General features: G+C 69.4%; 29 protein-coding genes and 1 pseudogene. 17 read left to right on the top strand and 13 right to left on the bottom strand.

Going from position 1 to position 26,900, the window contains the following annotated elements:
* Positions 1-72 precede the first annotated feature (72 nt).
* Positions 73-1,416, bottom strand: a complete 1,344-nt coding sequence (locus Q0480_RS11760) for a calcium-binding protein (protein WP_299133140.1) — start codon at positions 1,414-1,416, stop codon at positions 73-75.
* Between the two features lie 105 nt (positions 1,417-1,521).
* Positions 1,522-2,634 (bottom strand): helix-turn-helix transcriptional regulator, encoded by a 1,113-nt coding sequence (locus Q0480_RS11755; protein WP_299133138.1) that lies wholly within the window; start codon positions 2,632-2,634, stop codon positions 1,522-1,524.
* A gap of 229 nt (positions 2,635-2,863) precedes the next feature.
* Here Q0480_RS11755 and Q0480_RS11750 point away from each other — a divergent pair, with 229 nt between their 5' ends.
* The 3 genes from Q0480_RS11750 to Q0480_RS11740 all read left to right on the top strand — a co-directional run bounded on the left by Q0480_RS11750 (position 2,864) and on the right by Q0480_RS11740 (position 5,987).
* Entirely contained in the window at positions 2,864-4,294 is a 1,431-nt protein-coding gene (locus tag Q0480_RS11750; RefSeq protein WP_299133136.1) for a saccharopine dehydrogenase C-terminal domain-containing protein, read from the top strand.
* Positions 4,295-4,356: 62 nt separating this feature from the next.
* On the top strand, positions 4,357-5,004 hold the full coding sequence (gene msrA, locus Q0480_RS11745; RefSeq protein ID WP_299133135.1) for a peptide-methionine (S)-S-oxide reductase MsrA: 648 nt from the start codon (positions 4,357-4,359) through the stop codon (positions 5,002-5,004).
* A 119-nt stretch (positions 5,005-5,123) separates the two neighbouring features.
* On the top strand, positions 5,124-5,987 hold the full coding sequence (locus Q0480_RS11740) for a 50S ribosomal protein L11 methyltransferase (RefSeq protein WP_299133134.1): 864 nt from the start codon (positions 5,124-5,126) through the stop codon (positions 5,985-5,987).
* Positions 5,988-6,051: 64 nt separating this feature from the next.
* Here Q0480_RS11740 and Q0480_RS11735 read toward each other — a convergent pair whose 3' ends face one another.
* Entirely contained in the window at positions 6,052-6,270 is a 219-nt protein-coding gene (locus Q0480_RS11735; RefSeq protein ID WP_299133132.1) for a DUF1127 domain-containing protein, read from the bottom strand.
* Between the two features lie 245 nt (positions 6,271-6,515).
* Between Q0480_RS11735 and ruvC the strand changes: the two genes are divergently transcribed.
* From ruvC to folD, 9 genes are all read left to right on the top strand, one after another.
* Positions 6,516-7,028 carry a crossover junction endodeoxyribonuclease RuvC gene (gene ruvC, locus Q0480_RS11730; RefSeq protein WP_299133130.1) on the top strand — a complete coding sequence of 171 codons (513 nt, stop codon included), beginning with the start codon at positions 6,516-6,518 and terminating at the stop codon, positions 7,026-7,028.
* Positions 7,025-7,672 (top strand): Holliday junction branch migration protein RuvA, encoded by a 648-nt coding sequence (gene ruvA, locus Q0480_RS11725; protein WP_299133128.1) that lies wholly within the window; start codon positions 7,025-7,027, stop codon positions 7,670-7,672. The genes ruvC and ruvA overlap by 4 nt, the downstream gene beginning before the upstream one ends.
* A gap of 3 nt (positions 7,673-7,675) precedes the next feature.
* Positions 7,676-8,716, top strand: coding sequence for a Holliday junction branch migration DNA helicase RuvB (ruvB, locus tag Q0480_RS11720; RefSeq protein ID WP_299133127.1), 1,041 nt, complete (start codon positions 7,676-7,678; stop codon positions 8,714-8,716).
* Positions 8,717-8,838: 122 nt separating this feature from the next.
* Entirely contained in the window at positions 8,839-9,135 is a 297-nt protein-coding gene (locus tag Q0480_RS11715) for a hypothetical protein (RefSeq protein WP_299133125.1), read from the top strand.
* A gap of 57 nt (positions 9,136-9,192) precedes the next feature.
* A complete protein-coding gene (locus tag Q0480_RS11710) occupies positions 9,193-9,486 on the top strand; it encodes a hypothetical protein (RefSeq protein WP_299133124.1) in 294 nt (97 codons plus the stop codon).
* Positions 9,483-9,923: a YbgC/FadM family acyl-CoA thioesterase gene (locus tag Q0480_RS11705; protein WP_299133122.1), complete on the top strand. Its 441-nt coding sequence runs from the start codon at positions 9,483-9,485 to the stop codon at positions 9,921-9,923. Before Q0480_RS11710 ends, Q0480_RS11705 begins: the two co-directional genes overlap by 4 nt.
* 277 nt (positions 9,924-10,200) lie before the next feature.
* Complete coding sequence (locus Q0480_RS11700; RefSeq protein WP_299133154.1) at positions 10,201-11,877, top strand: formate--tetrahydrofolate ligase; 1,677 nt, start codon at positions 10,201-10,203, stop codon at positions 11,875-11,877.
* Between the two features lie 50 nt (positions 11,878-11,927).
* Entirely contained in the window at positions 11,928-12,239 is a 312-nt protein-coding gene (locus Q0480_RS11695; RefSeq protein ID WP_299133120.1) for a chorismate mutase, read from the top strand.
* Positions 12,236-13,156 (top strand): bifunctional methylenetetrahydrofolate dehydrogenase/methenyltetrahydrofolate cyclohydrolase FolD, encoded by a 921-nt coding sequence (gene folD, locus Q0480_RS11690; protein ID WP_299133119.1) that lies wholly within the window; start codon positions 12,236-12,238, stop codon positions 13,154-13,156. Before Q0480_RS11695 ends, folD begins: the two co-directional genes overlap by 4 nt.
* Here folD and Q0480_RS11685 read toward each other — a convergent pair.
* Positions 13,120-14,097, bottom strand: a complete 978-nt coding sequence (locus Q0480_RS11685; RefSeq protein WP_299133117.1) for a LysR family transcriptional regulator — start codon at positions 14,095-14,097, stop codon at positions 13,120-13,122. The genes folD and Q0480_RS11685 overlap by 37 nt on opposite strands.
* A 189-nt stretch (positions 14,098-14,286) precedes the next feature.
* On the opposite strand from Q0480_RS11685, the gene Q0480_RS11680 reads away from it, so the two are divergent.
* Positions 14,287-14,703: a nuclear transport factor 2 family protein gene (locus Q0480_RS11680; protein ID WP_299133115.1), complete on the top strand. Its 417-nt coding sequence runs from the start codon at positions 14,287-14,289 to the stop codon at positions 14,701-14,703.
* A 3-nt stretch (positions 14,704-14,706) separates the two neighbouring features.
* Here the strand turns inward: Q0480_RS11680 and pdeM are convergent, their stop codons facing one another.
* Together pdeM and Q0480_RS11670 are read right to left on the bottom strand one after the other, a co-directional pair.
* Positions 14,707-15,387: a ligase-associated DNA damage response endonuclease PdeM gene (pdeM, locus tag Q0480_RS11675; RefSeq protein ID WP_299133113.1), complete on the bottom strand. Its 681-nt coding sequence runs from the start codon at positions 15,385-15,387 to the stop codon at positions 14,707-14,709.
* Positions 15,388-15,391: 4 nt separating this feature from the next.
* The gene (locus Q0480_RS11670) at positions 15,392-15,883 is read right to left on the bottom strand and encodes an MmcB family DNA repair protein (RefSeq protein WP_299133111.1); all 492 of its coding nucleotides are present in this window, start codon (positions 15,881-15,883) and stop codon (positions 15,392-15,394) included.
* Between the two features lie 231 nt (positions 15,884-16,114).
* On the opposite strand from Q0480_RS11670, the gene Q0480_RS11665 reads away from it, so the two are divergent.
* The 3 genes from Q0480_RS11665 (at position 16,115) to Q0480_RS11655 (ending at position 18,956) form a co-directional block, all read left to right on the top strand.
* Entirely contained in the window at positions 16,115-17,761 is a 1,647-nt protein-coding gene (locus tag Q0480_RS11665; RefSeq protein WP_299133099.1) for a cytochrome c oxidase subunit 1, read from the top strand.
* On the top strand, positions 17,761-18,318 hold the full coding sequence (locus Q0480_RS11660) for a DUF2244 domain-containing protein (RefSeq protein ID WP_299133098.1): 558 nt from the start codon (positions 17,761-17,763) through the stop codon (positions 18,316-18,318). The genes Q0480_RS11665 and Q0480_RS11660 overlap by 1 nt, the downstream gene beginning before the upstream one ends.
* Before the next feature lie 77 nt (positions 18,319-18,395).
* Entirely contained in the window at positions 18,396-18,956 is a 561-nt protein-coding gene (locus Q0480_RS11655; RefSeq protein WP_299133097.1) for a hypothetical protein, read from the top strand.
* Between the two features lie 8 nt (positions 18,957-18,964).
* On the opposite strand, the gene Q0480_RS11650 is transcribed toward Q0480_RS11655, so the two are convergent.
* Genes Q0480_RS11650 through Q0480_RS11625 form a run of 6 tightly spaced genes read right to left on the bottom strand, consistent with a single transcriptional unit; the run spans position 18,965 to position 24,371 of the window.
* The gene (locus tag Q0480_RS11650) at positions 18,965-19,909 is read right to left on the bottom strand and encodes an AEC family transporter (RefSeq protein WP_350460637.1); all 945 of its coding nucleotides are present in this window, start codon (positions 19,907-19,909) and stop codon (positions 18,965-18,967) included.
* Positions 19,906-20,703, bottom strand: coding sequence for an MBL fold metallo-hydrolase (locus Q0480_RS11645; protein ID WP_299133096.1), 798 nt, complete (start codon positions 20,701-20,703; stop codon positions 19,906-19,908). Before Q0480_RS11645 ends, Q0480_RS11650 begins: the two co-directional genes overlap by 4 nt.
* On the bottom strand, positions 20,703-21,488 hold the full coding sequence (locus Q0480_RS11640) for a TatD family hydrolase (RefSeq protein ID WP_299133095.1): 786 nt from the start codon (positions 21,486-21,488) through the stop codon (positions 20,703-20,705). The genes Q0480_RS11645 and Q0480_RS11640 overlap by 1 nt, the downstream gene beginning before the upstream one ends.
* A 22-nt stretch (positions 21,489-21,510) precedes the next feature.
* Complete coding sequence (locus tag Q0480_RS11635) at positions 21,511-22,608, bottom strand: DNA polymerase III subunit delta' (RefSeq protein WP_299133094.1); 1,098 nt, start codon at positions 22,606-22,608, stop codon at positions 21,511-21,513.
* Entirely contained in the window at positions 22,605-23,216 is a 612-nt protein-coding gene (gene tmk / locus Q0480_RS11630; RefSeq protein ID WP_299133091.1) for a dTMP kinase, read from the bottom strand. Before tmk ends, Q0480_RS11635 begins: the two co-directional genes overlap by 4 nt.
* Positions 23,217-23,222: 6 nt before the next feature.
* The gene (locus Q0480_RS11625) at positions 23,223-24,371 is read right to left on the bottom strand and encodes a D-alanyl-D-alanine carboxypeptidase family protein (RefSeq protein ID WP_299133089.1); all 1,149 of its coding nucleotides are present in this window, start codon (positions 24,369-24,371) and stop codon (positions 23,223-23,225) included.
* A gap of 277 nt (positions 24,372-24,648) precedes the next feature.
* Here Q0480_RS11625 and Q0480_RS11620 point away from each other — a divergent pair, with 277 nt between their 5' ends.
* The gene (locus Q0480_RS11620; protein WP_299133087.1) at positions 24,649-25,419 is read left to right on the top strand and encodes a FadR/GntR family transcriptional regulator; all 771 of its coding nucleotides are present in this window, start codon (positions 24,649-24,651) and stop codon (positions 25,417-25,419) included.
* A gap of 182 nt (positions 25,420-25,601) precedes the next feature.
* Here Q0480_RS11620 and Q0480_RS11615 read toward each other — a convergent pair.
* A pseudogene (locus Q0480_RS11615) lies at positions 25,602-26,900 on the bottom strand (calcium-binding protein); the annotation flags it as partial.

Below are 26,900 nucleotides of genomic sequence, written 5' to 3'. Positions count from 1 at the left end.
CGGCGCCTCGGTCGTCCGCTTTTCGCGCCTCCGCCGATCCCGGCGGGGGCGCTCGCTTTTCGCGACGGCCGTTCAGGTCAGCAGATAGCCGTTGTGCTGCGACAGAGTCGCGTCCAACACCACCAGGAAATAGTCGTCGCTATCGGGCGTCGCGCCGCCGAAACCGTCGCCGTCCTGGTCGATCTGCAGCACGGTATTCTGCCGATCCGCCAGGTCGTCCGGGCGCAGCAGCTTGCCGGCGTCGTTGAAGCTCTGCGCCTCGGTGAAGACGCGGTAGCTCTCGCCGCGGCAGACCGCCTCCTTGAAGCGGATCTCGTCGCGACCGGCCTCGAAGGCGCGCGACAGCACCACGTCGGTATAGTCGCCGAGATCGGCGCGCGTGACCTTGATCACGTCCTTGGCGCCGTCCCGCGCCTGGTCCGGATTGGACTGGAAATACTCGACGTCCGGATTGATGATGTCGTTGCCGGATCCGCTGACAAGCACATCCTTTCCGACCCCGCCGTCGATGAAGTCGTCGCCGGCGCCCCCGTCTATGTAGTCGTTGCCGGCCTGGCCGATGACATAGCCATCATCACCAGTTCCCGCGAAGATCCAGTCATCGCCGGCGCCTCCGAGCAGGCGCTTGTCCGCCTCGTCGCTGCCGATGAGGCAGTCGTTGCCATCACCACCGTAGAGGTTCTGGTCTTCACCGGAGCCGGCGACAATGCGGTCGTTGCCGGCTCCGCCATCGAGAGAATTGTAGACTGAGTCGACGCCAAGGATGACATCGTTGCCCTCGTCGCCATAAAGCGAAACATACGACCGGAGGTCAGACGCGCGCCCGACCAGCCGGTCGTTCCCCTCTCCGCCAAACGCGGACGAGCCGATCAGGAGGTCGTTGCCGCGGCCGCCGAAAAAGTCGGCGTCGCCGACCATCACATCGCGATGGGATGATCCGATGACCCCCCAGAGGCTGCTGGCGCCGACATTCCACGCTTCGGCGCTCGCCGCGAAATAGTCGGTGCCTCCGAACCCGTCGCTCGCCTTGCCGATGACGTCCACGGTCCGGACGTCACCCTCGGCGTCGGTGAAGGTGCGGGTGCCGTGATAGTCCATGTTGACGATGATGCCGGTCCGCGCGCCACTGTAGTCCGCATAGGCGACGCTGAAGCTATCGGGGTTGGCGCTGGTGCCGTAGAGATCATCGCCGCGGGTCCCGATGAAGAAGGCGTAGCCCTCGCCGCCGCCTCCGAACAGCGCGTCTCGTCCCGCCGTGCCTTGGAAGGTCACGCTGTCGACTTCGCTGGTATCCCAATTGGGCGTGTAGGTGCCGGGCACGAGCCGAATGTTGGCGCCGAAGAGGCGGTGCTCGGTGACAATGATACCATAGGTACGGAGATCATCGAGGAGATCTTGGCTGTTGTTGATCGACATGAGCGCCCCCTTGTTCCGGATATCCGGCCGGCACGGAAATTCGGCGGCCGGTGATCATCAGCGGAGGCCATTCGGCGTGCCGGCGCATCCACCGTTTGGTGGAGATCAGCCAAGCGGTAGCGAAAACGAGGCGAGCAGGCCGACGAGGTCCGCCTGGCGGTGGGTGCCCGTCTTCTCGAAAAGGCGCAACAGATGGGTGCGCACCGTCGAGGCGGCGACGCCGAGCGCGGCCGCGATCTCGGCATTGCCGCGGCCGGCGCCGATCAGTTCCAGCACGCGGGTTTCGGCGGGCGTCAGGTCGAACAGCGCGGCGATGGCGGCGATCGGCGCCGGCCTCGGCTGGGTCGCCGGCGCGACGAAGATCGCGGCGGTGGCGCCGGGCAGCGGGCCACCATCGCCGAGCGGCAGGACGTGCAGGACCAGTTCCTCGCCATCGACGCGCCGGGCCGGTATGCCGAGGCCGCGGCGGCCGATACCGCCGAGCGGCGCGGCGAGCGCGGCGCGCAGCGCGGCATCGACGCCGTTCGCGGCCGTGACCCGGCCGGCGCACAGGCCGAGCGGGTCCCTGGCGCGCAGCAGCGTCTCGCCGGCCCGGTTGGCATGGATCAGCCGCAGGTCGCCCGTGACCAGCAGGACCGCGACGCTGAGCACGTCGAGCGCCGCCGCGAAGGTCGCGCGTTCGACCGCGCGCGCTTCGAGCAGCCGGCTGATGACCAGCGCCCGCTTGAGATGCGGCACGAACAGGCGGGCGAGCGCGACCTCGGCCTCGCCGATCGGGCCATCGTCGCGATGACGGCCGAAGGCGAGAGTGCCGACCGAGGCCGCGTCGCGGGTGAGAAACACGGCGAGCGCGTCCGCGTAGCCGAAGGGATCGGCCCATTCGCGCACATAGAGGCACTGCGCGCGGGCCGGATTGACCGCCGTCTGGATCAGCGGCTCGTCGATCGGCAGTGACAAAATCCGCTCGCGGCCGCCCCAGCTGTCGGCGACGTGGTTCACCACGGCGTACATGCCGGCGAGTTCCACCTCGGAATAGCCGTGGTTCACGGCGAGGAGCAGCTGTCCCGTCGGCACATCGTGCATCGAGAGGGTCGAGACGCGAAAGCGCATCAAATCGTTGAGCACACCGAGCGTCGCGGGCCAGCGCGACGGGTCCAGCGCGCAATCGTAGATTGAACCGATCAATCGCGAGAATTCTTCGTCCGGAATGGGGCGCACGGGCATCTCCAATCAAAATGGAACCGGCGCGCGCGGACGGCGAGCGCCCAGAATAATGCGATCACGCTATCGGCGCCGCGCGGGCCGCGCAAGCACACCCGGCGGGCGGCGACGGCCCGCCTCTCCCCCGGAACCTGGCGCGGCGGCATCTTGGCGCCGCCGCGCGCTTCGCTATGCTGGCGCCCGCGCGGCATCGGGCCGGCGCGAGGCGAGCCCGAGGAGCCGTTGCATGACCCATCCCAACGCCAAGTTCGGCCGGATCGACGGGCCGATCGTGATGATCGGCTTCGGCTCGATCGGCCGCGGCACGCTGCCGCTGATCGAGCGGCATTTCATCTTCGATCCCCGCGACGTGCATGTGATCGAGCCGTCGGACGAGCATGCGGTGTTCCTGGAGCAGCGCGGGGTCGATCATGTCCGCGCTGCCCTGACGCCCGAGAACCATCGGGAGGTCCTGTCGGGTCTCTTCGCCGGGCGGCGGGGCTTCTGCGTCAATCTCTCGGTCGATACCGGATCGATCGACATCATGCGGGTCTGCCGCGATCTCGACGTGCTCTATATCGACACGGTGAACGAACCCTGGCCGGGCTTCTATTTCGATTCGAGCAGCGATCCGGCCGACCGCACCAACTACGCCCTGCGCGAGAAGCTGCTGGCCGAGAAGCGCGCCCATTCCGAGGGGCCTACGGCGGTTTCCTGCTGCGGCGCCAATCCCGGCATGGTGTCCTGGCTGCTGAAGGAGGCGCTGCTGCGCATCGCGGCGGACACCAAGGTCGGCGCCGCGCGCGCCACGCCGCGCGACCGCGCCGGCTGGGCGGCCCTGATGCGCGACCTCGGGGTCAAGGGCGTGCATATCGCCGAGCGCGACACTCAGGCGCGGCAGGATGCGAAGCCGGTCAATACCTTCGTCAACACCTGGTCGGTCGACGGCTTTCTCTCCGAGAGCTTTCAGCCGGCGGAACTCGGCTGGGGCAGTCACGAGCGCTGGTTCCCGCCGAATGGCCATCGCCACGCCTACGGTTCCCGCGCCTCGATCTGGCTCGACACGCCCGGCGCGCTGACCAAGGTCCATACCTGGTGCCCGACCGTCGGCGCGCAATACGGCTTTCTCGTCACCCACAACGAGGCGATCTCGATCGCCGACTATTACACCGTGGGGCAGGGCGACGCGCCGGAGTTCCGCCCGACCTGCCACTATGCCTATCACCCCTGCAACCAGGCGATCCTCTCCTTGCACGAGACCTTCGGCTCCGGGGTGATCCAGCCAAAGCAGCAGATCCTCGACGAGAACGAGATCCTGACCGGCAGCGACGATCTCGGGGTGCTGGTCTATGGCCATGCCCGCAACGCGCTCTGGTACGGCTCGCGCCTGTCGATCGAGGAGACGCGCGCGCTGGCGCCGTTCCAGAACGCCACCGGCCTGCAGGTGACGAGCGCGGTGCTGGCCGGCATGGTCTGGGCGCTGGAGAATCCGCGCGCCGGCATCGTCGAGACCGACGAGATGGACCATGCGCGCTGCCTCGAGATCCAGCGGCCCTATCTCGGCCGGGTCGAGGCGCATTACACCGACTGGACGCCGATCTCGACCCGCTGGCGGCAGTTCGCCGAGGAGATCGACGAGACCGACCCCTGGCAGTTCCAGAACGTGCTGGCGACCTGATCTTGGAAATCGGCCTCGCGCGGCATACATCGGGGTTCGAGAGAACCGCGAAAGGACATGGCATGCTGTTCGGCCTGACGAAGTCCACGGAAAAGCCCACCCCCGGCGCCGCGCTGCCGGGTCGCCCCGACCCGATCCCCACCGCGACGACGCATTTCGTGAACGGCCGTCCGTTGAAGGGGGTGCCCGAGGGCATGGCCCAGGCGCTCTTCGGCATGGGCTGTTTCTGGGGCGTGGAGCGCAAGTTCTGGCAATTGCCCGGCGTCTGGGTCACCGCCGCCGGCTACGCCGCCGGCGAGACGCCGAACCCGACCTATCAGGAGGTCTGTTCCGGCCGCACCGGCCATAACGAGGTGGTGCTCGTCACCTACGATCCCTCGAAGATCGGCTATGGCGATCTGCTCCGCGCCTTCTGGGAGGGCCACGACCCGACGCAAGGCATGCGCCAGGGCAACGACCGCGGCACGCAATACCGCTCCGGTGTCTATACGTTCGACGCGTCCCAGGCCGAGGCCGCCCGCGCCAGTCAGGCACTGTTCCAGCAGCGGCTGGCTGCGAAGGGCTACGGCCCGATCACCACCGAGATCCTGCCCGCGCCGCCGTTCTATTATGCCGAGGATTATCACCAGCAGTATCTGGCGAAGAACCCCGGCGGCTATTGCGGCCTCGGCGGCACCGGGGTGACGTGCCCCATCGGCCTCGAAGCCTGAATGAAAGCGGGAGAGGGCGCCGTTGGCGTCCTCTCCCGCTTCCGACCATTGCCCGCGACCCTTGACGCCGCGCAAAGGGGCGCCTAGGCGCAGGCGGTCGCGATTTCCCGGGGACCGCCATGACGCTCTATCACGCCACCACCGCGCTCGCGGGAGAGGCCGCCGCCCGGGATCTGGCCGAGGCGCTGGAGCGCCTCGATCCGTTGGTGACCGAGGTTCACGACCATGACGACGCCTCCGGTCTCTGGGACGTCGGGGCTCATTTCGACGGCCGGCCGGACGCCGGCGGCCTCGCGCTGCTCGCACTGGTGCATGGCGCGCCCGAGTTCCGGGTGACGAAGGTCGAGGATCGGGACTGGGTCGCCCAGGTGCGGGCCGAGCTGACGCCCGTCGCCGCCGGTCGCTTCGTGGTCTATGGCGGCCATGACCGCGACCGGATCCCTTCGCATCTGGTCGGGCTCGAGATCGAGGCGGCGCAGGCCTTCGGCACCGGCCATCACGCCTCGACGCAAGGCTGTCTGACCGCGCTCGACCGGCTGGCGCGCAGTGGCCTGATCGCGCGGCGCGTCGCCGATATCGGCGGCGGCACCGGCGTGCTCGCCATGGCGGCGGCGGCGATCTGGCCGGCGCGCGCGGTGGCCGGAGACATCGACCCGGTGGCGACGGCGACGGCGCGGGAAAACGTGGCGGCGAACGGCTTCGCCGGGCGGATCGCCTGCGTCACGGCCGCCGGATTCCGCCATCCCATCCTCCGGCGGCGTGCACCCTACGACCTCGTCTTCGCCAATATCCTCGCCGGGCCGCTGAAACGGTTGGCGCCTGAAATGGCGTCGCACCAGACCGCCGGCGGCGTCGCGATCCTGTCCGGCCTGCTGACCCGGCAGGCGCCCGCTGTGCTCGCGGTCTATCGCGGCTGGGGCTATGCGCGGATCGACCGGGTGCCGATCGGCGAATGGACGACGCTGGTCCTGCGCCGAAACTGAGACGGTGGTACGAACGAAAACGGCCGCCCCGGGGGACGGCCGTTGGGCGAAGCTCGAACCGGCCTCAGCGACGGACGAACGACTCCGCGAGATCCTCGATCTCGCCGCGGGTCAGACCGATGTCCGCGAGCTGCAGGTCCGACAGCTTGCGAAGCTGCGCGCCGGTGACGCGGGCGTCGCGCCAGCTGCGATACAGGTTGGTCATGCGCTCGAACGCGTTTACGACGCGGAGCGTGGTGATCGATCCCAGCGGGACCACATGGTTTGTTTCGTAGATCGACATTTTCTTTTCCTTCCCCGAGCACGGCGATAGACCGCCCGGAACACCCCCTAGATAGAGTTTTCAAACTGCGCAAACAATCGCCAGTTCTGCATCCCAGCTATGCAATGGCCGCGGAGCCTGTAGGCGTTTGTTAAGGATTTTCCAGCGGCTATCGCGGCGAGTTGCAACGCGGAGAATCGAAGGCCTTTGCGAATGTTCGCGCTTCGTGCTAGGAGGTGTCCGAGGCAAGAGCGGAAGGGACGCCAATGCGCGTCATAGGGATCGACCCCGGCCTGCGCCGCACCGGCTGGGGGATCGTCGATGTCGAGGGCACGCGCCTGCGTCATGTGGCGAACGGCGTCTGCCAGTCCGAGGGGATCGAGCTCGCCGCGCGTCTGCGCAGCCTGCATGACCAGTTGACGCTGGTGCTCGGACACTGGCGGCCAGACACCGCCGCCGTGGAACAGACCTTCGTCAACAAGGACGCCGCCGGTACGCTGAAACTCGGCCAGGCCCGCGGCATCGCGCTGCTTGTTCCGGCGCTCTTCGGGCTCGCCGTCGCCGAATACGCGCCGAACGCGGTCAAGAAGGTGGTGGTCGGCGTCGGCCACGCCGAGAAGCGGCAGGTCGAGCATATGGTCCGGCTGCAGCTGCCGGGCGTGGCGCTCGCCGGGATGGACGCGACCGACGCGCTGGCGATCGCGCTCTGCCATGCGCATCACGCACGCTTCGCGAGCCGGCTCGGCGCGGCGATCGACCGGGCGGAGGCAGGCGCGTGATCGGCAAGGTCAGCGGCCGGATCGACTATGTCGGCCCGGATCACGTGCTGATCGACACCGGAGGCGTCGGTTATCTCGTCTATTGTTCCGACCGCGCGCTGGCCCGGATGCCGGCGCCGGGCGAGCCGGTCGCACTCTATACCGAGCTCGTGGTGCGCGAGGATCTGCTGCAGCTGATCGGCTTCTTCACGCTGGTCGAGCGGGAATGGCACCGGCTCCTCGTGTCGGTGCAGGGGGTCGGCGCCAAGGCGGCGCTGGCGATCCTCGGCACGCTCGGCACCGAGGGGCTGTCGCGGGCGTTGTCGCTCGGCGACGCGACCGCGATCCGGGCGGCGCCGGGCGTCGGGCCGAAGATCGCCCAGCGTCTGGTGCTGGAGCTGCGCGCCAAGGCGCCGGCGGTGATGGCGATGGGCGCGGCCGGTGCTCGCGCCGCCACGCCGGGCGCCCTCGCCGGTTCCGCCGCTTCCCCGCCGCCGCGCGCGGACGAGGGCGCCGCGGCGCGGGCGGACGCGTTGTCGGCGCTGGTCAATCTCGGCTACGCTCCGGGCGAGGCGGCGGCGGCGGTGGCCGAGGCGGAAGCGCCGGGGCTCGAGGCCTCGACGCTGATCCGCGAGGCGCTGCGCCGCCTGGCGCCCAAGGGATAGAGCATGCCCGTTTCCGAGCCGGACCCCACGCTGCGCCCCGATCCCCTGCCTGAGGATCTCGACCGCGCGCTCCGTCCCCAGACACTGGCGGAATTCGTCGGCCAGCGGGCGGCGCGGGCAAATCTCGCGGTCTTCATCGAGAGCGCCCGCCGGCGGGGGCAGGCGATGGACCATACCCTGTTCTTCGGGCCGCCCGGCCTCGGCAAGACCACGCTCGCCCAGATCGTGGCGCGCGAGCTCGGGGTGAATTTCCGCATGACCTCCGGGCCGGTGCTGGCCAAGGCAGGCGATCTCGCGGCGATCCTGACCAATCTCGACGCGCGCGACGTGCTCTTCATCGACGAGATCCACCGCCTGTCGCCGGTGGTCGAGGAGATCCTCTATCCCGCGCTGGAGGATTTCCAGCTCGATCTCGTCATCGGCGAGGGGCCGGCGGCGCGCACCGTGCGGATCGAGCTGCAACCCTTCACGCTGGTCGGGGCGACGACGCGCCTCGGCCTCCTGACCACGCCGCTCCGCGACCGGTTCGGCATCCCGACGCGGCTCGAATTCTACGACGTGGACGAGCTTGTCCAGATCGTTACCCGCGCCGCGCGCCTGCTGCGGGCCGAGGCGACGCCGGAGGGCGCGCGCGAGATCGCGCGCCGCGCGCGGGGCACGCCGCGCGTCGCCGGGCGCCTGCTGCGCCGGGTGGTGGATTTCGCCATCGTCGAGGGCGAGGGAAGGGTCACGCGCGAGATCGCCGACGTGGCGCTGTCGCGGCTCGGGGTCGACGACCTCGGCCTCGATGGCGCGGACCGGCGCTATCTCGGCCTGCTCGCCGAGCATTACGGCGGGGGGCCGGTGGGGGTCGAAACCATCGCCGCCGCGCTGTCCGAGGCGCGCGACGCGATCGAGGAGGTCATCGAGCCTTTTCTCCTGCAGCAGGGCCTGATCCAGCGCACACCGCGCGGCCGAATGCTCGCCACGCGCGCCTGGACCCATCTCGGCCTGGCGCCGCCGCGCCCCGCGCCACAGCCCGATCTCTTCGGTCCGGGCAAGTAGCGGCACCGGCGGAAGCGCGCCCGTCGGTGATCTCGGTCATTGCCAACCGGGATCGACGGGGGCAGGGTCGCCACGCGGACGTGCTCAGACGCGGCCGTCGACAGGAACGGGGGACCCCAGGAATGACAAAGATCTCGACGCGCTGGATCGTGATGGGCGCGGCGCTCGCGCTGCCGCTCGGCATCGCCGCCTGCGCCAAGAAGCCGGAGGAGCCGCCGGCGCCGACCCGTACCGCCGCCGAGGAAGCCTGCGCGGCCGCCGCCGCCACCGCGACCGGCCTCGACGCCGCCGTCGTCAGCGTCTCGCCGACCGCGAGCACCAAGACCGGAGGCACGATCTATACCGCCGTCGTCGGAGAGCAGTCCTTCACCTGCGTCGTCGAGCCGGATCTCTCGGTTTCGACCTTTCAGCCACTCTGACCCGGCGCGGCCGGGCGCGGAAAACAGCGCCCGGCCGACCTGAACCAGGAACGCGATTTGACCAGCTGGCTGGGCACATTGGGAGGCGCCGCCGCGCTGGCGCCGCTGCTCGCGGGTTGCGCCGAGCAGACCGCGCCGCCGCCGGCCGATCTCGCGGGCGCCTGCGCCGCCGCCGTCGCCGCCCATGTCGGGCGCCCGGTCGCCGAACTGACCACGCGGCCGGGCGGGACGGCGCCGGACGGCCTGACCGTGATCGAGGTCACCGATACCGGGCAGGGCACCGATCGGACCCACGCCTGCGAAGTCGACGGGGAGGCCCGGGTGCACGCCCTGCGCCATCCGTCGGCGTGAGCGGCGAGGCGAGCTTCTGGCTGCGGGTCTATTACGAGGACACCGACCTCGCCGGCATCGTGTTCTATGCCAACTACCTGCGTTTCATCGAACGCGCCCGGACCGAAGCACTGATCGAGGCCGGCGTCGATCAGCGGGCGCTGCGCGAGGAACTGGGCGTGGTCTTCGCCGTCCGGCGGATCGAGGCCGACTATCTCGCGCCGGCGCGGTTCCAGGACCGGCTCCGCGTGACGACCCGGGTGCTGGCGATCGGCGCATCGAGCGTCGATCTGGGGCAGGACGTCTGGCGCGACGGGACGGCGCTGTTCCGCTCGACCGTTCGGCTGGTCGCGATCGGCGCCAATGCCCGGGCGACGAAGCTTCCGCCCGTCGCGCGCGCGGCGCTGGAAGGGCTGCGCGGCGCTGACGAGTCCCGACCGCGGCTGGATGATCCCTGAAGCGGTCCCGGACCTCGGAGTCCGTTCGAAAACCCCGACGGGTCGGTCCGGCGGGCCTTTTGGCGCCCCCGGTGCGTCGGCCACGGAGGCACAAGAATCCCTCGTCGGACCTCCGCCGCCGAATTTCCGAACAACCTCCGGGCAATAGCACCTATTGCCCGTCGCGCAGCGGGTCGCGCCCGGCTATTGTCGGCCGGTCTCGCGGGGACCCGCCCCGTACGCGCCGAGGATGCAGATGATCCACAAACTCGACATCGAAATCGCCTCCGAAGAGCCGATGGCCCCCCGGACCGATATCGAGATCGCCCGCGCCGCGCGCAAGCTGCCGATCCAGGCGATCGGCGCGCGGCTCGGCATCCCGCCCGAGGATCTGCTGCCCTATGGCCATGACAAGGCCAAGGTCTCGGCCGAGTTCATCGCCGGGCTCGAGGGCCGGCCGGACGGCAAGCTGATTCTCGTCACCTCGATCAACCCGACCGCGGCGGGCGAGGGCAAGACCACGACCACGGTCGGTCTCGGCGACGGGCTGAACGCCATCGGCCGGGCCGCCGCGATCTGTATCCGCGAGGCCTCGCTCGGCCCCTGTTTCGGCATGAAAGGCGGCGCGGCCGGCGGCGGCTACGCGCAGGTCATCCCCATGGAGGAGATGAACCTGCATTTCACCGGCGATTTCCACGCGATCACCAGTGCCCACAACCTGCTGGCCGCGATGATCGACAATCATATCTACTGGGGCAACGATCTCGACATCGACTCGCGCCGTGTCACCTGGCGCCGGGTGATGGACATGAACGACCGTGCCTTGCGCGACGTGGTTCTGTCGCTTGGCGGCGTCTCGAACGGCTATCCCCGGCAGAGCGGCTTCGACATCACCGTCGCCTCCGAGGTGATGGCGATCCTCTGTCTCGCCCGCGACCTCGGCGATCTCGAACAGCGGCTCGGCGATATCGTCGTGGCCTACACGCGCGACAGGCGGCCGGTGACCGCGCGTGACGTCAAGGCCGATGGGGCGATGACCGTGCTGCTCGCCCAGGCGATGCAGCCGAACCTGGTGCAGACGCTGGAGAACAACTCCGCCTTCGTGCACGGGGGCCCCTTCGCCAACATCGCCCATGGCTGCAATTCGGTGATAGCCACGCGGACCGCGCTGAAACTGGCCGATTTCGTGGTGACCGAGGCGGGCTTCGGCGCCGATCTCGGCGCCGAGAAATTCATGAACATCAAATGCCGCAAGGCCGGCCTGCGGCCCGACGCGGTGGTGATCGTCGCGACGGTCCGCGCGCTCAAGATGAACGGCGGCGTCGCCAAGGAGGCGCTGGGTCGTGAGGACGTGGCCGCCGTCCGGCACGGCTGCGCCAATCTCGGCCGCCACCTCTCCAATGTGAAGAGCTTCGGCGTGCCGGCGGTGGTGGCGATCAACCATTTCGCCACCGACACCAAGGCGGAGATCGAGGCGGTGAAAGCCTTCGTTGCCGGTCACGGCTCGGAAGCCATCCTTTGCCGGCACTGGGCCGAGGGGTCGGACGGCATCCTCGAACTCGCGCGCAAGGTGGCCGAGATCGCGGACGCCGGCGTCTCGCAATTCGACTATCTCTATCCCGACGAGATGCCGCTGCTGGAAAAGATCGAGACGATCGCCAAGCGCATCTACCGCGCCGACGGGGTGGTTGCGGATGATCGCGTGCGCGAACAGCTCCGCGCCTGGGAGGAGGCGGGCTTCGGCCACCTGCCGGTCTGCATGGCCAAGACGCAATATTCCTTCACCACCGACCCGACCCGGCGCGGCGCGCCGACCGGCTTCTCCGTGCCGATCCGCGAGGTGCGGCTGGCGGCCGGCGCGGGCTTCGTGGTCGCGATCTGCGGCGAGATCATGACTATGCCCGGCCTGCCGCGCACTCCGGCGGCCGAAACCATCCGCATCGGGCCGCTCGGCGAGGTCGAAGGGCTGTTCTGACGCATGGCGGCCGGATTGCATCCCCGGACCGCGCGGGATAGGCCGTGGTCATGCGACGCGAACCCGCCTCCTGCGCCGACATGGCCGAACTGCGCGCCGAGATCGACCGGCTCGACGCCGAGATCGTCGGCCTGCTCGACGCGCGCCGCGGCTACATCGCCCGCGCCGCCGAAATCAAGCGCGCCGCCGGACTGCCGGCGCGGATCGGGGAGCGGGTGGAAGAGGTCGTGGCGCGGGTCCGCGCCGAGGCGGCGGCGCGCGATCTCGACCCGGCGCTGGTGGAAGCGCTGTGGCGGCGCCTGATCGACTGGTCGATCGCGCTGGAGGAGCGCGCCCTTTCGGCGGAAGGAAAAGACCCATGACGACGGGCGCGAAACCGGAGACGGCGACCGGGACCGAGATCATCGACGGCAAGGCCTTCGCCGCGCGGATCCGGGGCCGGGTCGCCGAGGAAGTGGCGCGGATCAAGGCGGGCGGGGTCGTCCCGGGGCTCGCCGTCGTACTGGTGGGCGAGGATCCGGCGAGCCAGATCTATGTGCGCAACAAGGGCCGCCAGACGGTCGAGGCGGGCATGCATTCGGTCCAGCACCGGCTGGAATCGACGACGCGCCAGGCCGATCTGCTGGCGTTGATCGACATGCTGAACCGCGATGCGGCGATCCACGGCATCCTGGTGCAACTGCCGCTGCCGCCGCATCTCGACGCGGCCCTTGTGATCAATGCGATCGACCCCGCCAAGGACGTGGACGGGTTCCATATCTCCAATGTCGGGCGGCTGGCGACCGGGCAGAATGCGATGGTGCCCTGCACCCCGCTCGGCGCGCTGATGCTGCTGCGCGACCGTCTTGGCGATCTCTCGGGCCTCGACGCGGTGGTGGTGGGGCGGTCGAATATTGTCGGCAAGCCCATGGCACAACTGCTGCTGCGCGAGAGCTGCACGGTCACGATCGCCCATTCGCGGACCCGCGACATCGCGGCGATCTGCGCGCGGGCCGACATCCTGGTGGCCGCGGTGGGGCGACCGCGGATGGTCGGGGCCGACTGGATCAAGCCGGGCGCCACGGTGATAGACGTCGGAATCAACCGGATCGAAGGCCCCGACGGCAAGCCGCGCCTCGTCGGCGACGTGGATTTCGAGGGTGTTCTGGGTGTCGCGGGGGCGATCACGCCGGTCCCGGGCGGCGTCGGTCCGATGACCATCGCCTGCCTGCTGGCCAATACCGTCACCGCCTGCTGCCGGCTTCACGCACTGGAGGAGCCGCGCGACCTGACCGCGTGAGATCGGCAGGCGGCCTCGACGAGACCGGCCATCCACGCGAGGCCCGCGTCCATCAAGGCCGGGCGAGGCGTCACCAGGCTCATATCGAACCGGGGGAGCGCGATCGGCGGCTCGACATGGGCGACGCTGAATCGCGGTCCATGCATCGCGGCGAAGCGCCGGGGCAAGGCCGAGATCAGGTCGCTATCGGCCAGTTCCGCGAGCGCGAACAGGAAGTTCGGCACGGTCAGCGCGACCAGGCGCGCCGCGCTCTGATCGGCGAGCGCGTCATCGACGAACCCGCGCGGATCGCCGCTCTGCGAGACGACGAGATGCCGCGCGGCGCGATAGGCGTCGAGGCTCGGCTCGCGCAGGAACGGATGGCCGGCGCGCGCGGCGATCACGAAATCCTCCGTATAGAGCGATCGGCGCGCGAAGCGGGCCGGGAAATCGTCGTGGGGAATGATCGCGATATCCAGCGCCCGCGCATCGAGATCGGCCAGCGCGTCGCTCCAGGCGAGGGCGACCGAGACATCGCCCCCGCGCGGCAGGAGTTGCGGGACGCTGATCGCAACGCCCGGCGCGTCCGCTGCGAGCCGATCGAGCAGCGCGCCGAGAAACGTGGCCGAGGCGCCGTCCGGGGCGCCGATGACGAAGCGTCGCGTGGAGCGCGTCGGGTCGAACGGCGTCGCGCTGGCCAGGACGCCGCGAACCCGGGCGAGCACCTCGGCGATCGGTCCCGCCAGATCGCGCGCGCGGTCGGTCGGCACCACCCCGCGCGGCATCCGCAGAAACAAGGGATCGCCCAGCAGGACGCGCAGCCGGCCAAGCCCATGGCTGACCGCCGACGGCGACAGGTTCAGCCGCCGCGCCGCCCGGCCGACATGGCGTTCCTCCATGACGATCTCGAACAGCACGAGCAGATTGAGGTCCGCGCGGGAAAGATCGATCTGATGCAGCATATTCGTGAAATCATATCACTGGATTCATCTTGTCGAAAGTGAGAAATCCCGTTTCGTCCCGCGCGGCTCGGTCGGGATCGGAATTTTCCCGAGCAATGTCATTTGAAGCATCAAGAGGATCTCATGTTCGATCAGCGACAGGCCGCGCCCGCGGCCGCCCCCCGGTCCGGGGCGCCAACGCTCGAAGAAATGATACGGCGTACCGAGGCGATGACGCTCGCCTTCAACACCGGCGAGGCGCGGCAGTGGTACGAACTTGCCCGTCCGGCCGATGACGTCACCCTCATGGCGCCGTTCGGTGGACCGACCGTCCGCGGTTTCGACTCCGGACCGGACTATCTGGCGCGTCTGTCGCGCCTCTATCGCAACGGCGACGCCCGTCTCGAAGGCATGGAGGCCTACGCATCCGAGGATCTCATCGTCCTCGCCTTCGTCGAGCGCCAGCGGATCGAGGTCCATGGCCTGCCGTCGCAGGACTGGTCGCTCCGCGTGACGCAGGTCTATCGCCGGGACGGCGCCGACTGGGAGTTGGTCCACCGCCACGCCGATCCGATGGTCCGCGCGCTTCCGCTGGAGAGGGTCGCCGCGATCGCGCGAGGCGACTGACCCTCAGGACGCGCCCGCCAGCGCGCCGGTCAGGGGCAGGCGAACGCAGGGCGACCCGGTCAGGATCGCCTGGGCGGGACATCGCAGCAAGGCGCGGAGCGCGGGCGCGCGGGCGTCAAGACCGCCGGTGAAGGCGCCGAAGGCGGGCAGGATCAGGCGCCGGGCATCAAGCAGAAAGCAGGGCCGCGACAAGCGCGCGCCCTTCAGGGCGACCCGGATCTTCGGGTGATAATGCCCGCTCACCTCGCCCGTCTCGGCGTCCGGTCGGGCCTCGTGGCGGAAAGTGAGCGGGTCGCGGCGCAACTCGTCGCACCAGCTCCCGGCCAGCGCCCTTGGCCGGGGATCATGGTTGCCGGCGATCCAGACCCAGTCCCGCCCGGCGGCCAGCGCGCCGAGCCGCGCCGTGTCGCCGGGGTCGAGCACCGCCGCGTCGTCGTCGAAGCTGTCCCCGAGGCAAACCACGGTCGCGGGCGCGTAGCGGCGGATCGCGGCCGCGAGCCGGTCCAGCGTCTCGCGGGTCTCGTAGGGCGGCAGCAGGGGGCCACCCCGCCGCGCCAGCCGTTCCGACTTGCCGAAATGCAGGTCGGCGACGCAGAGCAGCCGCGCCTCCGGCCACCAGAGCGCGCCGCTGCCATCGGCGACCAGCGCCACCCCGGCGAGCATGATGTTCTGGCAGTCGCTCATGGCGTCAGCTCAACTCGGCCCGCGCGGGATCCGGGTCGAGGAACTGCCCCAACCGGCTCGCCGCGACCCGCGCGAAACGCTGGGTCAGCGCGCGGCGCCGGGCGCCGGGCAGCGGCCTGGTCCCCGGCCAGCGCTGGATCTCGGCATCGTAGGCGTCGGCGAGGATCAGGCCGCTCCCTTCGGGCAGGATCTCCACCGGAAAGGCGAGATCCACCGCCCAGAAGAACCGGTCACACCATTCGAGATATCCGCTCCATTTCTGGTCCGAGACATAGTCCACCCGGCTCGACTTGCATTCCACGATCCAGATCTCGCCCCGGGGTCCGAGCGCCATCACATCCACCCGCAGCGCGGGGTTCGGCGCGAACTCGACCAGCGGCGCGAAATCGAGGCCGCGCAGATGCCGGCAGACACCGCGCGCCAGCCGCTGGCCCGGGAGAAGCTGCTCCGGCGGGAGCCCGGGACGAGGCGGGCCGGGAAAGGGCGCGTCGGACATGATGGGCCTTTTCCCGCGCGGGACCGGAACGGTCAAGCGCGGGTCGGCGGGCGTCGTTCACGACGCCGCGCGGTCAGTAAGGCGGGCCAAGGCATTCCGCCGCCCCGGACAATCCGGTTTCGCGCTGCGACCTATCTGCTCTTGAGGCGTTCCCGCCGGCCTAGTAGACAATCGGGATAAGGCCGGGAACCGCGAGCGGAATCGGTCAGCCAGGCTGTCAGGAGGGATCACATGGCAGACGCCGCCGCCCACGCCCACGCGGACCATGCGAAGCCGGGGTTCTTCACCCGCTGGTTCATGTCGACGAACCACAAGGATATCGGCATCCTCTATCTCTTCACCGCCGCGATCGTCGGTCTCGTCTCGGTCGGTTTCACCATGTACATGCGGCTCGAGCTCATGGAGCCGGGCGTGCAGTACATGCTGATCGACGGCGTGCCGAACGGGCATCTGTGGAATGTGCTGATCACCGGCCACGGCATCCTGATGATGTTCTTCGTGGTGATCCCGGCGCTGTTCGGCGGCTTCGGCAACTATTTCATGCCGCTGATGATCGGCGCGCCGGACATGGCGTTCCCGCGGATGAACAACCTCAGCTACTGGCTGTATTTCGCCGGAACCTCGCTCGCGGTGCTGTCGCTGTTCACTCCCGGCGGCGACGGGTTGAACGGCTCCGGCATCGGCTGGGTGCTCTATCCGCCGCTTTCGACCCATGAAGCGGGCATGTCGACCGATCTCGCGATCTTCGCCGTGCATCTCTCCGGCGCCTCGTCGATCCTCGGCTCGATCAACGTCATCACCACCTTTCTCAACATGCGCGCGCCCGGCATGACCCTGTTCAAGGTGCCGCTGTTCCCCTGGTCGGTCGTGGTCACCGCCTTCATGATCCTGCTGGCGCTGCCGGTGCTCGCCGGCGCGATCACCATGCTGCTGACCGACCGCAACTTCGGCACCACCTTCTTCGCGCCGGACGGCGGCGGCGACCCGATCCTCTATCAGCACATCCTGTGGTTCTTCGGGCATCCGGAGGTCTATATCATCATCGTGCCGGGCTTCGGCATCATCAGCCACGTGATCTCCACCTTCTCGCGCAAGCCGATCTTCGGCTATCTGCCGATGGTCTTCGCCATGATCGCGATCGCCGCGCTCGGCTTCGTGGTCTGGGCGCACCACATGTATACCGTCGGCCTCTCGACCACGCAGCAGAGCTACTTCATGCTGGCGACGATGGTCATCGCCGTGCCGACGGGCATCAAGATCTTCAGCTGGATCGCGACCATGTGGGGCGGCTCGATCGAGTTCAAGACGCCGATGCTCTGGGCCATGGGCTTTCTCTTCCTCTTCACCGTCGGCGGCGTGACCGGTGTCGTGCTCAGCCAGGCGGCGATCGACCGGGCCTATCACGACACCTACTACGTGGTGGCGCATTTCCACTATGTGATGAGCCTCGGCGCGGTCTTCTGCATCTTCGCCGGTATCTACTACTGGATCGGCAAGATGTCGGGCCGGCAGTATCCGGAATGGGCGGGCAAGCTGCATTTCTGGATGATGTTCCTCGGCGCCAACCTCACCTTCTTCCCGCAGCACTTCCTCGGGCGGCAGGGCATGCCCCGGCGCTATATCGACTATCCCGAGCAATTCGCGCAGTGGAACTTCGTCTCCTCGATGGGCGCGTTCCTGTCGGGCCTCAGCTTCCTCTTCTTCTTCGGCATCGTCTATTACACGCTGCGCCATGGCCAGCGGGTGACCGAGCCCGCCTACTGGGGCCCGCAGCCGGACCAGACGCTGGAATGGACGCTGTCGAACCCGCCGCCGGAACATACCTTCGTGACGCTGCCGACGCCGGACATGTGGGACCACAACCGCGGACACCATTGATGGGCGAACGTCGCTCCGCGACGATCGTACTCGGACCGGCGGGGGTCGGCGCGGAAGCGCCGGCCCCCGATCCGTTTCAGCGGTGCGATCCGCCGCTGATGGCGCTGACGCTCTGGCCGAACCGCTCGCTCAGCCGGCGCGGCTTCGCCTGGGTGATGGGAGTGGTCGCCGTCGGGCTGGCGCTGCCGATCGTGCCGCTCCTCGGTACCCGGGCGGGACTTGGCCTCGTCCCGTTCTCGACGGCGGCGCTGCTCGCGCTCTATGTCGCAATCCGGCGCAACTACGCCGACGGCCGGCTGACCGAGGAGCTGCGGCTCTGGCCCGACCTCATCACCGTCGAGCGGCGCGAGCCGGGCGGCGCGGCGCGGCGCTGGCACGCCAATCCGTTCTGGGTGAAGCTGCGGCTGATCGAGGACGCGCGGATCGAGAAATACCTGACGCTCGAGGGCAATGGCCGCGAGATCGAACTCGGCGCCTTCCTCAGCCCCGAGGAACGCGAGACCCTGCACCGCGACCTCGACCACGCGCTCGCCGGCCTTCGGGCCGGGGGGCGCTAGCGGCGCGCTCGCGGCTTCCCGGACGGTCGCGGATCGCATATCATTCGCGCGGCTTTTCCGGGAACCAAGAGGATATCATGAACCGTCTGCTTTCCGCCGCGCTGGCGTCGCTGCTCGGCGTGCTTCCGGCCGCGGCCGACGAATTCACCGACACGCTGGAGAGCGCGCTCAAGGCCTATGGCGAGGGTGACGTCAAGGCGGCGGGCGAGGATCTGAGCTACGCGACCAAGCTGCTGAACAGCCAGAAGGCCTCCGCCCTCGGCCGGCTGCTGCCGCCGGCACCGGCGGGCTGGACGCGGACGGACGACAATACCGACGACGCGGCCATCGGCATGGCAATCTTCGGCGGTGGCACCACGGTCGGCGCGACCTATTCCGACGGCACGGATGACGTGAAGATCTCGCTGATGGCGGATTCGCCGATGATCGGCGGCATGGGCGCGATGATCAGCGGCCTCGCCTCGGTGGGAGGGGGCAAGCCGCTGCGCATCAATCGCGTGGAATTCGCCCAGAACGACGGCGAGCTTCAAGGCATCGTCAAGGACAAGGTGATGGTCAGCGTCTCGGGCAGCGCCCCGATCGAGAAGAAGACCAAGTTGATCGAGGCGATGGATTTCGGCGCGCTCGCCGACTATTGAACCCGCCGCTACCGGACCCCGCCGAGGATGGAGAGCCAGCCGGCGGCGGTCAGGACCGTCAGTCCGGTGGCGAGCAGCACGGTGCTTGCCACCTCGGCTTGGCCGCGATTGTAGAGATTGGCGAAGACAAAGGAATTGACGCCCGGCGCCATCGCCGCCGTCATCACCGCGCCGCGCACGAATTCCGGCGGCAGCGCGAAAACCCAGTGCGACAGGATGTAGGCCACGCCCGGATGCACGATCAGCGACAGGAAGGAGATCATGGTCGCCACGCCGAGCGAGGCGCGGATCGCATAGCGCGACAGCACGCCGCCGAGGCCGAAGAGCGCGGCGGGCAGGGCGGAGTCGGCGATCATCTCGACCGCGCCGCGCAGCGGCTCGGGATAGGGCAGGTGGCCGAGATTGACGGCGAAACCGATCGCGAGCCCGATCATCAGCGCGTTGCGGAACATCGCCCGCGCCACGGAGCGCGCGGTCTCGCCGAGCCCGCGGCCGTCGGCGCGGGTGAATTCCATCGTGGTGATGCCGACGAGATAACAGAAGGGCGCGTGAATCGCGATGATCGCGAAATTCGGCGCCAGCGCGCCCGGCCCGTAGGCACGCTCCATGATCGGCAGGCCGAGCAGCACCGAGTTCGAGAACAGCGCGGCGAAGGCGATGGAGACGGATTCGCCCGCCCGGCGGTGGAAGATCAGCCGCGCGCCGAGAATGCCGAGCACGAAGGAAATCGACGCACCGGAATAGAACGAAACGAGCAGAGCCGGCCGGAAGGCCGTCGAAAGGTCGAGATCGACGATCGCCCGGAAGAGCAGGCAGGGCAACGCGAAATTCTGGGTGTAGTTCATCAGCCCTTCGGTGGCGCTGAGCGGAAACAGCCCCGAGCGGGTCGCGGCGTAACCCGCGCCCATGACCAGAAAGACCGGCAGGATGACGGCGAAGATCGCCGCGATCACACCGCCAACTCCAGCGTCAGGCCGTCATGGGCCGGAACGACACCCGGCGGAAGTTCCCTGGCAAGCGTGGCATAGTCGAGGTCGATATGCATGTTGGTCAGCACCGCCCGCCGCGGCCGGACGCGGGCGATCCATTCGAGGCTGCGCGCGAGATGCACGTGCGAGGGATGCGGCGCATAGCGCAGCGCGTCGAGGATCCACAGATCCAGACCTTCGAGGCTGGGCCAGGAGGTTTCTGGAATATCCGAAACATCAGGCAGATAGGCGATGCCGTGAAAGCGGAAGCCCAGGGCCTCGATCCGCCCGTGCCGGACCGCGAACGGCCGGAAGGAGATCGGGCCGGCGGGGCCGTCCACCTCGAACGGACCGGCGATGGTCGAGAGATCGAGGATCGGCGGATACATGCTGCCCGCCGGCTGAACGAAGGCGTAGGCGAAGCGGGTGAGCAGCGAATCCGCCGTCACCTCGTCGGCCCAGACCGGCAGCCGCGCGCGTCGGTTGAAGACGACCATGCGCAGATCGTCGATGCCATGCGCATGGTCGGCATGGGCGTGGGTATAGACGACGCCGTCGAGCCAGCCGACGCCGGCGTCGAGCAGTTGCGAGCGCATGTCCGGCGATGTGTCGATCAGCACGCTGGTCCGCGCCTCGCCCACGATCCGCTCGATCAGGATCGAGCAGCGGCGGCGCTGGTTGCGCGGCTCGGCCGGATCGCAGGCGCCCCAGTCGCCACCAAGGCGTGGCACGCCGCCGGAGGACCCGCAGCCGAGGATGGTGACGCGCAGCCGCGCCATCAGGCCGCCGCCTTGGAAAACAGCCGGTCGAAATTGCCGGAGGTGAGCACGGCGAATTCGTCCGGCTCCAGCCCGAGGGTCGCGGCCATGGCGCGGGCGGTGTCGGCGACGAAGGCGGGCTCGTTGCGGCGGCCGCGATGGGGCAGGGGCGCGAGATAGGGGCTGTCGGTCTCGACGAGCAGGCGGTCGCGCGGCGCCGCGGCGAAGATATCGCGCAGCGCCCCGGCCGTGCGAAAGGTCGCGATGCCCGAGATCGAGAGATAGAAGCCGAGGCCGAGCGCGGTTTCCGCCAGCTCCGCCGAGGAGGTAAAGCAATGCATGACGCAGGAAAACGCGCCGGCGCCATGCTCCTCGCGGAGGATGCGTGCCATGTCGGCGTCGGCGTCGCGGGCGTGGATGATGAGCGGCAGTCCGGTCCGCCGCGCGGCCTCGATATGGATGCGCAGGCTCTCGGCCTGGATCGCCGCGCTTTCGGCGGTATAGTGATAGTCGAGCCCGGTCTCGCCGATGCCGACGAATTTCGGATGCGCGGCGAGGGCGGTCAGCGCCTCGACGGTCGCGAGCGGCTCCTCATGCGCGTACATCGGATGGGTGCCGGCGGCGTAGAAGACCGGTTCATGCGCCTCGGCGATGGCGCGAACACCGGGTTCAAGCGCCAGGCGGGTGCAGATGGTGACCATGCGCCCGACGCCGGCCGCCGCCGCGCGGCCGACCAGCGCCGGGATCTCGCCGGAGAAATCCGGGAAATCCAGATGGCAGTGGCTGTCGACGAGGGTGGTCGGCATGAAAACTCGGGCGGAACGGGGTTTACGCAGCTATTGCGAGCGCCTGGGCCGCCGCTGTGTCGATCCGGAGGCAGGTATCGAGGATCACCTGCGCGGGGTCAAGATGAACAGCGCGCGCATGCGTGGTGCGCTCGACCGTCTCGGCGACGAGATCCGCCCAGTGCCGCGCCTGGGCCGGCGTGGTGCCGAGCCGCGACCAGAGCGCGGCCTCGGCCGGCGAGACGGCCTTGGGACGCGCGCCGGCCGAGACCAGGGCCAGTCGCGACAAGGCGAGCGTGAGGAGGTCGAGCACGAGGTCATAGCGCGCCTCGGCGTCGCGGCCGGCGCAGGAGTCAGCGAGCGCGATCGCCCGGTTCTCGTCCAGCCCCGGCGCGCGGGCGAGCAGGGTCGCGATCTGATCATGGAGCGCCACGCCCTCGAGCTCGATCAGCCGGAAGGCCGCGCCGACCGATCCGCCCGCCAGCGTGGCGAGCGTGTCCGGAGCCACCGCGCCCGCGTCGGCGCCCGCGTCCCGCAGCGCGGCGGCGAGGTCGTCCGGCGCCAGCGGCGCGCAGCGCAGCTCGCGGCAGCGCGAGCGCAGCGTCGGCAGCAGTCGCGCCGGCTGGTCGCAGACGAGCAGCAGCGCCGCGCGCGGCGGCGGCTCCTCCAGGATCTTCAGCAGCGCGTTGGCGGCGGCCTCGTTCATCTCGTCGGCGGAATCGACGATCGCCACCCGCCAGCCGCCGTCGGTGGCCGAAAGCTGGAAGAACGACTTGAGCGCCCGCGCCTCGTCCACCGTGATTCGTGTGCGCAGCCGCTGGGTCTTCTCGTCCCAGGGGCGGCGGCAGAGAAACACCTCCGGCGCGGCCAGCGCCGCGACCCGACGGAACACCGGCTCCGCCGGGTCCATATACAGCGTGTCGCCGCGGCCGCCGGCCACCAGATGCCGCGCGATATGCCAGGCGAGCGTCGCCTTGCCGACGCCCCTCGGCCCGGTGATCATCCAGCCGTGCGGCGGCCGCCCGGTGCCGAGCGCGTCGAGAAACCGCGCCTCCGCCGCCCCTTGGCCGCGCAGCGTCGCCGTTTCGCGCGGATGCGGCGCGCCCCGCAGTCGATCCGGCTCGCGCGGCTCCACGCTCATGTCAGGGCCTCGGCCACCCGCGCGGCGACCGTCTCGGCCGGGCCGTCCGCCGGGACGACGCGGCAACGCTCGGGGAACTCGGCGGCGAGGGCGAGAAAGCCGTCGCGCAGCCGCGCCTGGAAGGCGGGGCCGAACCGCTCGAACCGGTCCTCCACCCCGCCGCGCGCCGCGCCGCGGGCGACCGCCGTCCCCGGATCGAGATCGAGGATCAGCGTCAGGTCGGGCTCGATGCCGATCATCAGCGCATGCAGCGCATCGACGGTGCCGCGCAGCTCCGCCCGGGCCGCGCCCTGATAGACCCGCGTCGAATCGACGAACCGGTCGCAGAGCACCGTCGCGCCGTCCGCCAGCGCCGGCGCGATCCGCCGTTCCAGATGATCGCGCCGCGCGGCGGTGAAGAGCAGGATCTCGGTCTCGGCCGACCAGCGTCCGGGGTCGCCCTCGACGAGCAGGCGCCGGATCGCCTCGGCCCCCTCCGCGCCGCCCGGCTCGCGCGTCTCGACGACCGCCGTCCCGTTCTCGCGCAGCCGGGTGGCGAGGGCGCGCAGCTGCGTCGTCTTGCCGGAGCCGTCGATACCCTCGAAGGTGATGAACCGCCCTCCCGCCATGTCAGCCTATTCGTGGCCGGGCAGAAGCGCCGCCGCCTGGTCGCGCGTCAGCCGGGCGGCGGCGCTGATCCGGGTCAGGAGGCCGCCCCGCGGCGCGTCGGCGCCGGCGACGAGATCGAACCGCGCAGGCGCCTGGTCCGGCAGTTCGACCACCAGCGCGCCGAGCGGCTGGCCGGCCGTGATCGGCGCCTCGATCGGGCTGTCATAGACCACCCGCGCCGTCATCCGCGACCGGTCGGCGCGCGGCACCAGCATCTGGATGTCGGTCGGCGCCACCAGCGGTACCGTCGCCGTCTCGCCGAGCCAGACCGGCGCCTGGGTCACGAGCTCGCCCTTGGAAAAGAACTTCACCGTGTCGAACGAGCCGAAGGCCCATTTCACCAGCGCCTCGGTCTCGACCGCCCGCTCCTGAACCCCGCCGAGCCCGCTGACCGCGAAAACGATGCGCTGGCCGTTCTGCACCGCCGAGCCGACGAGGCCGTAGCCCGCCTCGGCGGTGTGGCCGGTCTTCAGCCCGTCGGCGCCGATGCCGAGCTTCAGCAGCGGGTTGCGGTTCGGCTGTGTGATGCCGTTCCAGGTGAATTCCGTCTCCTTGAAATAGTCGTAGTACTCCGGGAATTCGTGGATGATCCGCCGGGCCAGCGCGACCAGATCCTCGGCGCTCATCACATGGCCGTCGGCCGGCCAGCCGGAGGCGTTCTTCAGCACTGTGTGGCTCAGCCCGATCTCATGCGCGCGCTGGGTCATCTGTTTCGCGAATTCATCCTCGCTGCCGGCGAGGCCTTCGGCCACCACGACGCAGGCGTCGTTCCCCGACTGGACGATGATGCCCTGGATCAGATCCTTGACCGGGACGTCGGTGCCGATATCGGCGAACATGCGCGATCCGGCCATGCCATGCGCCCGGGCGCTGACATTGAAGGTCGTTTCCGGCGTCACCCGGCCGTCGCGGATCGCCTCGAACAGCATGTAGAGCGTCATCAGCTTCGACATCGAGGCCGGCGGCTCCGCGGCCTCGGCGTTCTTGGCGAACAGCACCATGCCGGTGGCGTCGTCGACGATCAGCGCCGAGCGGGCCTTGGTCTCGAAGGCGACCGCCGCCAGCGGCGTCAGGAGCATGAGGCAAAGGCCGAGAATCCACGGTTTCAGCGACATGCACGACCTCCTGCGGCTCGGTAGGGATAGGCGAGGCGGGAGCCCGAGTCAAAGCGCGGCGCCTTGACCAAAAATACAACTATAAGGTGATCCCTGCAATCCGTCTCCGCGCCTGCCTCAGGACTATCGCGCCCTGGTGCCCGCCTCGCCCGGCCCCTTGTCGGGTTGCCGGAAACATGATGACTTCCTCCCGCCGCCTCCTTGTTCTTCGCGTCCCTCGGTTCCTTTCGGATCCGTGACGCGGGGTGTTCGCGGGCGGTGGGAAGCGGGGATGGAAATGACGGCTCACAGCGAGAAGCCCGCGCGCCTGATTCAGATCCCGCTCGGGCTGCATCCGCTGCTCGCCGCGCGTCCGTCGAAATCGCAACATGACCACGTGCTCCGTACGCTCGGCCTTGCGATCGTGAGCGGCGAGTTTGCCGAAAACGCGCTGCTGCCCGGCGACGCGGAGCTGCTGCGGCGGCTCGGGGTGTCGCGGACGGTTCTGCGGGAGGCGCTGAAGACGCTGTCGGCGAAAGGCATGGTGCGGGCCAAGGCCAAGACCGGTACGCGGGTGACGGATCGGCGGTTCTGGAACCTCTTTGATTCCGACGTGCTCTACTGGCATGTCGAGGCGGGGGTGGAGGCGAGCTTCCTGCTCCATCTCGCCGAGATGCGGCTCGCCTTCGAACCCGAGGCGGCCGCGCTCGCCGCCGCGCGCCGCGACGAGGCGCAGGTGGCGGAACTCCGGCACTGGATCGATGTGATGGAGGCGTCGCAGGCCTCGCCGACGGATTTCGTCGATGGCGATCTGCGACTGCATCTGACGATCGCCGAGGCCTCCGGCAATCCGCTGATGCGCTCGATCAGTTCGGTGATCGAGGTGGCGCTGGCCATGACCTTCGCCATCAGTTCGCCCTTGCCCGACACCGACCTGCACACGCGCACCGTGGCCCGGCACCGCGCGGTGGTCGATGCGATCCGCCTCGGCGACGACGATACCGCGCGGGGCGCGATGCGGGCGGTGATCAAGGAAGGGTTGAGCCGGGCGACACGGATTCGGCTGTAGAAAGCGCGAGGAACCCCGAAACGAAGTCACGCGCGGGGATGCGGACGGCCCGGATCCGTCGCTGTTTTCCGCGGGCGAACATCGGGCCGCGGTCGCGCGAACGGCGGCGGCGCCGGGGGCGGGCGGAGCCGACGAGGTTTCGCCCGCTCGCGTTCCGCGAACTGCTTTGGATCAGCGCGGCGTCAGGGCGGTGTGATCTTCGCGGGCGGACCGGTTTCGGCCCGCTGGCCGGAAAGGGGAACGGCCGTGTCCGGCTCCTCGGTGAAGCGTGCGAATTCGACGGCGACGAGTCGCGTCGCGCCGTCGGGACCGGTGGCGACAATGGCGGCGCCGTTGGGCGCGAAGACATAGTCGGCGCGCCGGCCGGGCAGCAGGACGGTATCGCTGCCGGGGCCACCATGCAGATGGTCGGCGCCTCCGCCGGAGATCAGCAAATCGTCGCCGCCGCCACCGAGCAGAAAGTCCTCCTCCGCAGTGCCGAGCAGGCGGTCGGGGCCGGCGCCTCCGGTCAATGAGACGCCATTGAGGAAGGTGTCCGGCGACCGCTCCTCCCACCAGCCGGGCATGTCGCGGTTGAAATCCGCCAGCACCTGCCAGCGCGGATTGTCGTCGCCGGGATAGCGCAGCGCGCCCCAGCTGCCCCATTTGCTCGGCCCCGCCATATCGACGAAGGCGTTGAAGGCGGTGCCGCCAAGATCCTTCCAGCCGGCGAGCAGCGTGCCGTAGAGGCCGGCCATTTCCGGCGTGTAGCTGAGGTAGTTGAAAAAGGCGGTCAACTCCTCGTCGTTCGGCCAGTTGCCGAGTCCGACCACATGCGCGCCCCCTTCGTACATGATGAGATCGAGCCCGCGGGCGCGCGCGACCTCGGCCTGATAGGGCAGCATCCGGCCGAGCAGGTCGGCGACCGAGCTGCCCGGATCGCCGGTGACCGAGCCGTCGCGCAGTTCCGCCGCCGCCTTGGCAACCGCCGCGTCGTAGCGATGCGCGGCGACATAGGCATCGAGGCCACCCGCGCGGAGGCCCATGGCGCGGCCGTCCGCTTCCGCCCCGGCCCGGCTGTCGGCGATCCAGCCCTTGACCAGCGGCGCCTTCATGTCCTCGCCGAGACCGGAACTGAAATAGCCGGTAACGGCGTAGGCGTCGAAATAGCTGGCCGGGGGGCGGTTGTGTTCCGGATCCTCCGCCACCCAGAGCGGCGCGTCGAGAAGCGGCGCCTCGAGCCCGAGCCAGCCGGTCTGGGTCGAGATCACCTTCACGAGCCGCGCCTTGGCCTCGGTTCCGAAGACCTCGTCCCAGATCATCGCCACCTCGGCGGCGCGCATGCCCGCGAACTGCATCCAGGCGTCGCCCTCCTGACCCCAGCGCGCCTTGGCGGCGTCGAAGGCCCAGCCCGCCTGCTTGAACTGCCAGTTCCAGACTTCGTTCGAATATTCGACATGCGCCCTGAGCCGCGGATCGAGATGGTCGCGGACGTAGGTGGC

It is taken from the genome of uncultured Amaricoccus sp., from assembly GCF_937891315.1.
In the GTDB taxonomy this organism is placed as follows: Bacteria; Pseudomonadota; Alphaproteobacteria; order Rhodobacterales; family Rhodobacteraceae; genus Amaricoccus.
The sequence above is the reverse complement of the archived record's forward strand: the minus strand, read 5'-3'. Positions and strand labels throughout refer to the sequence as shown.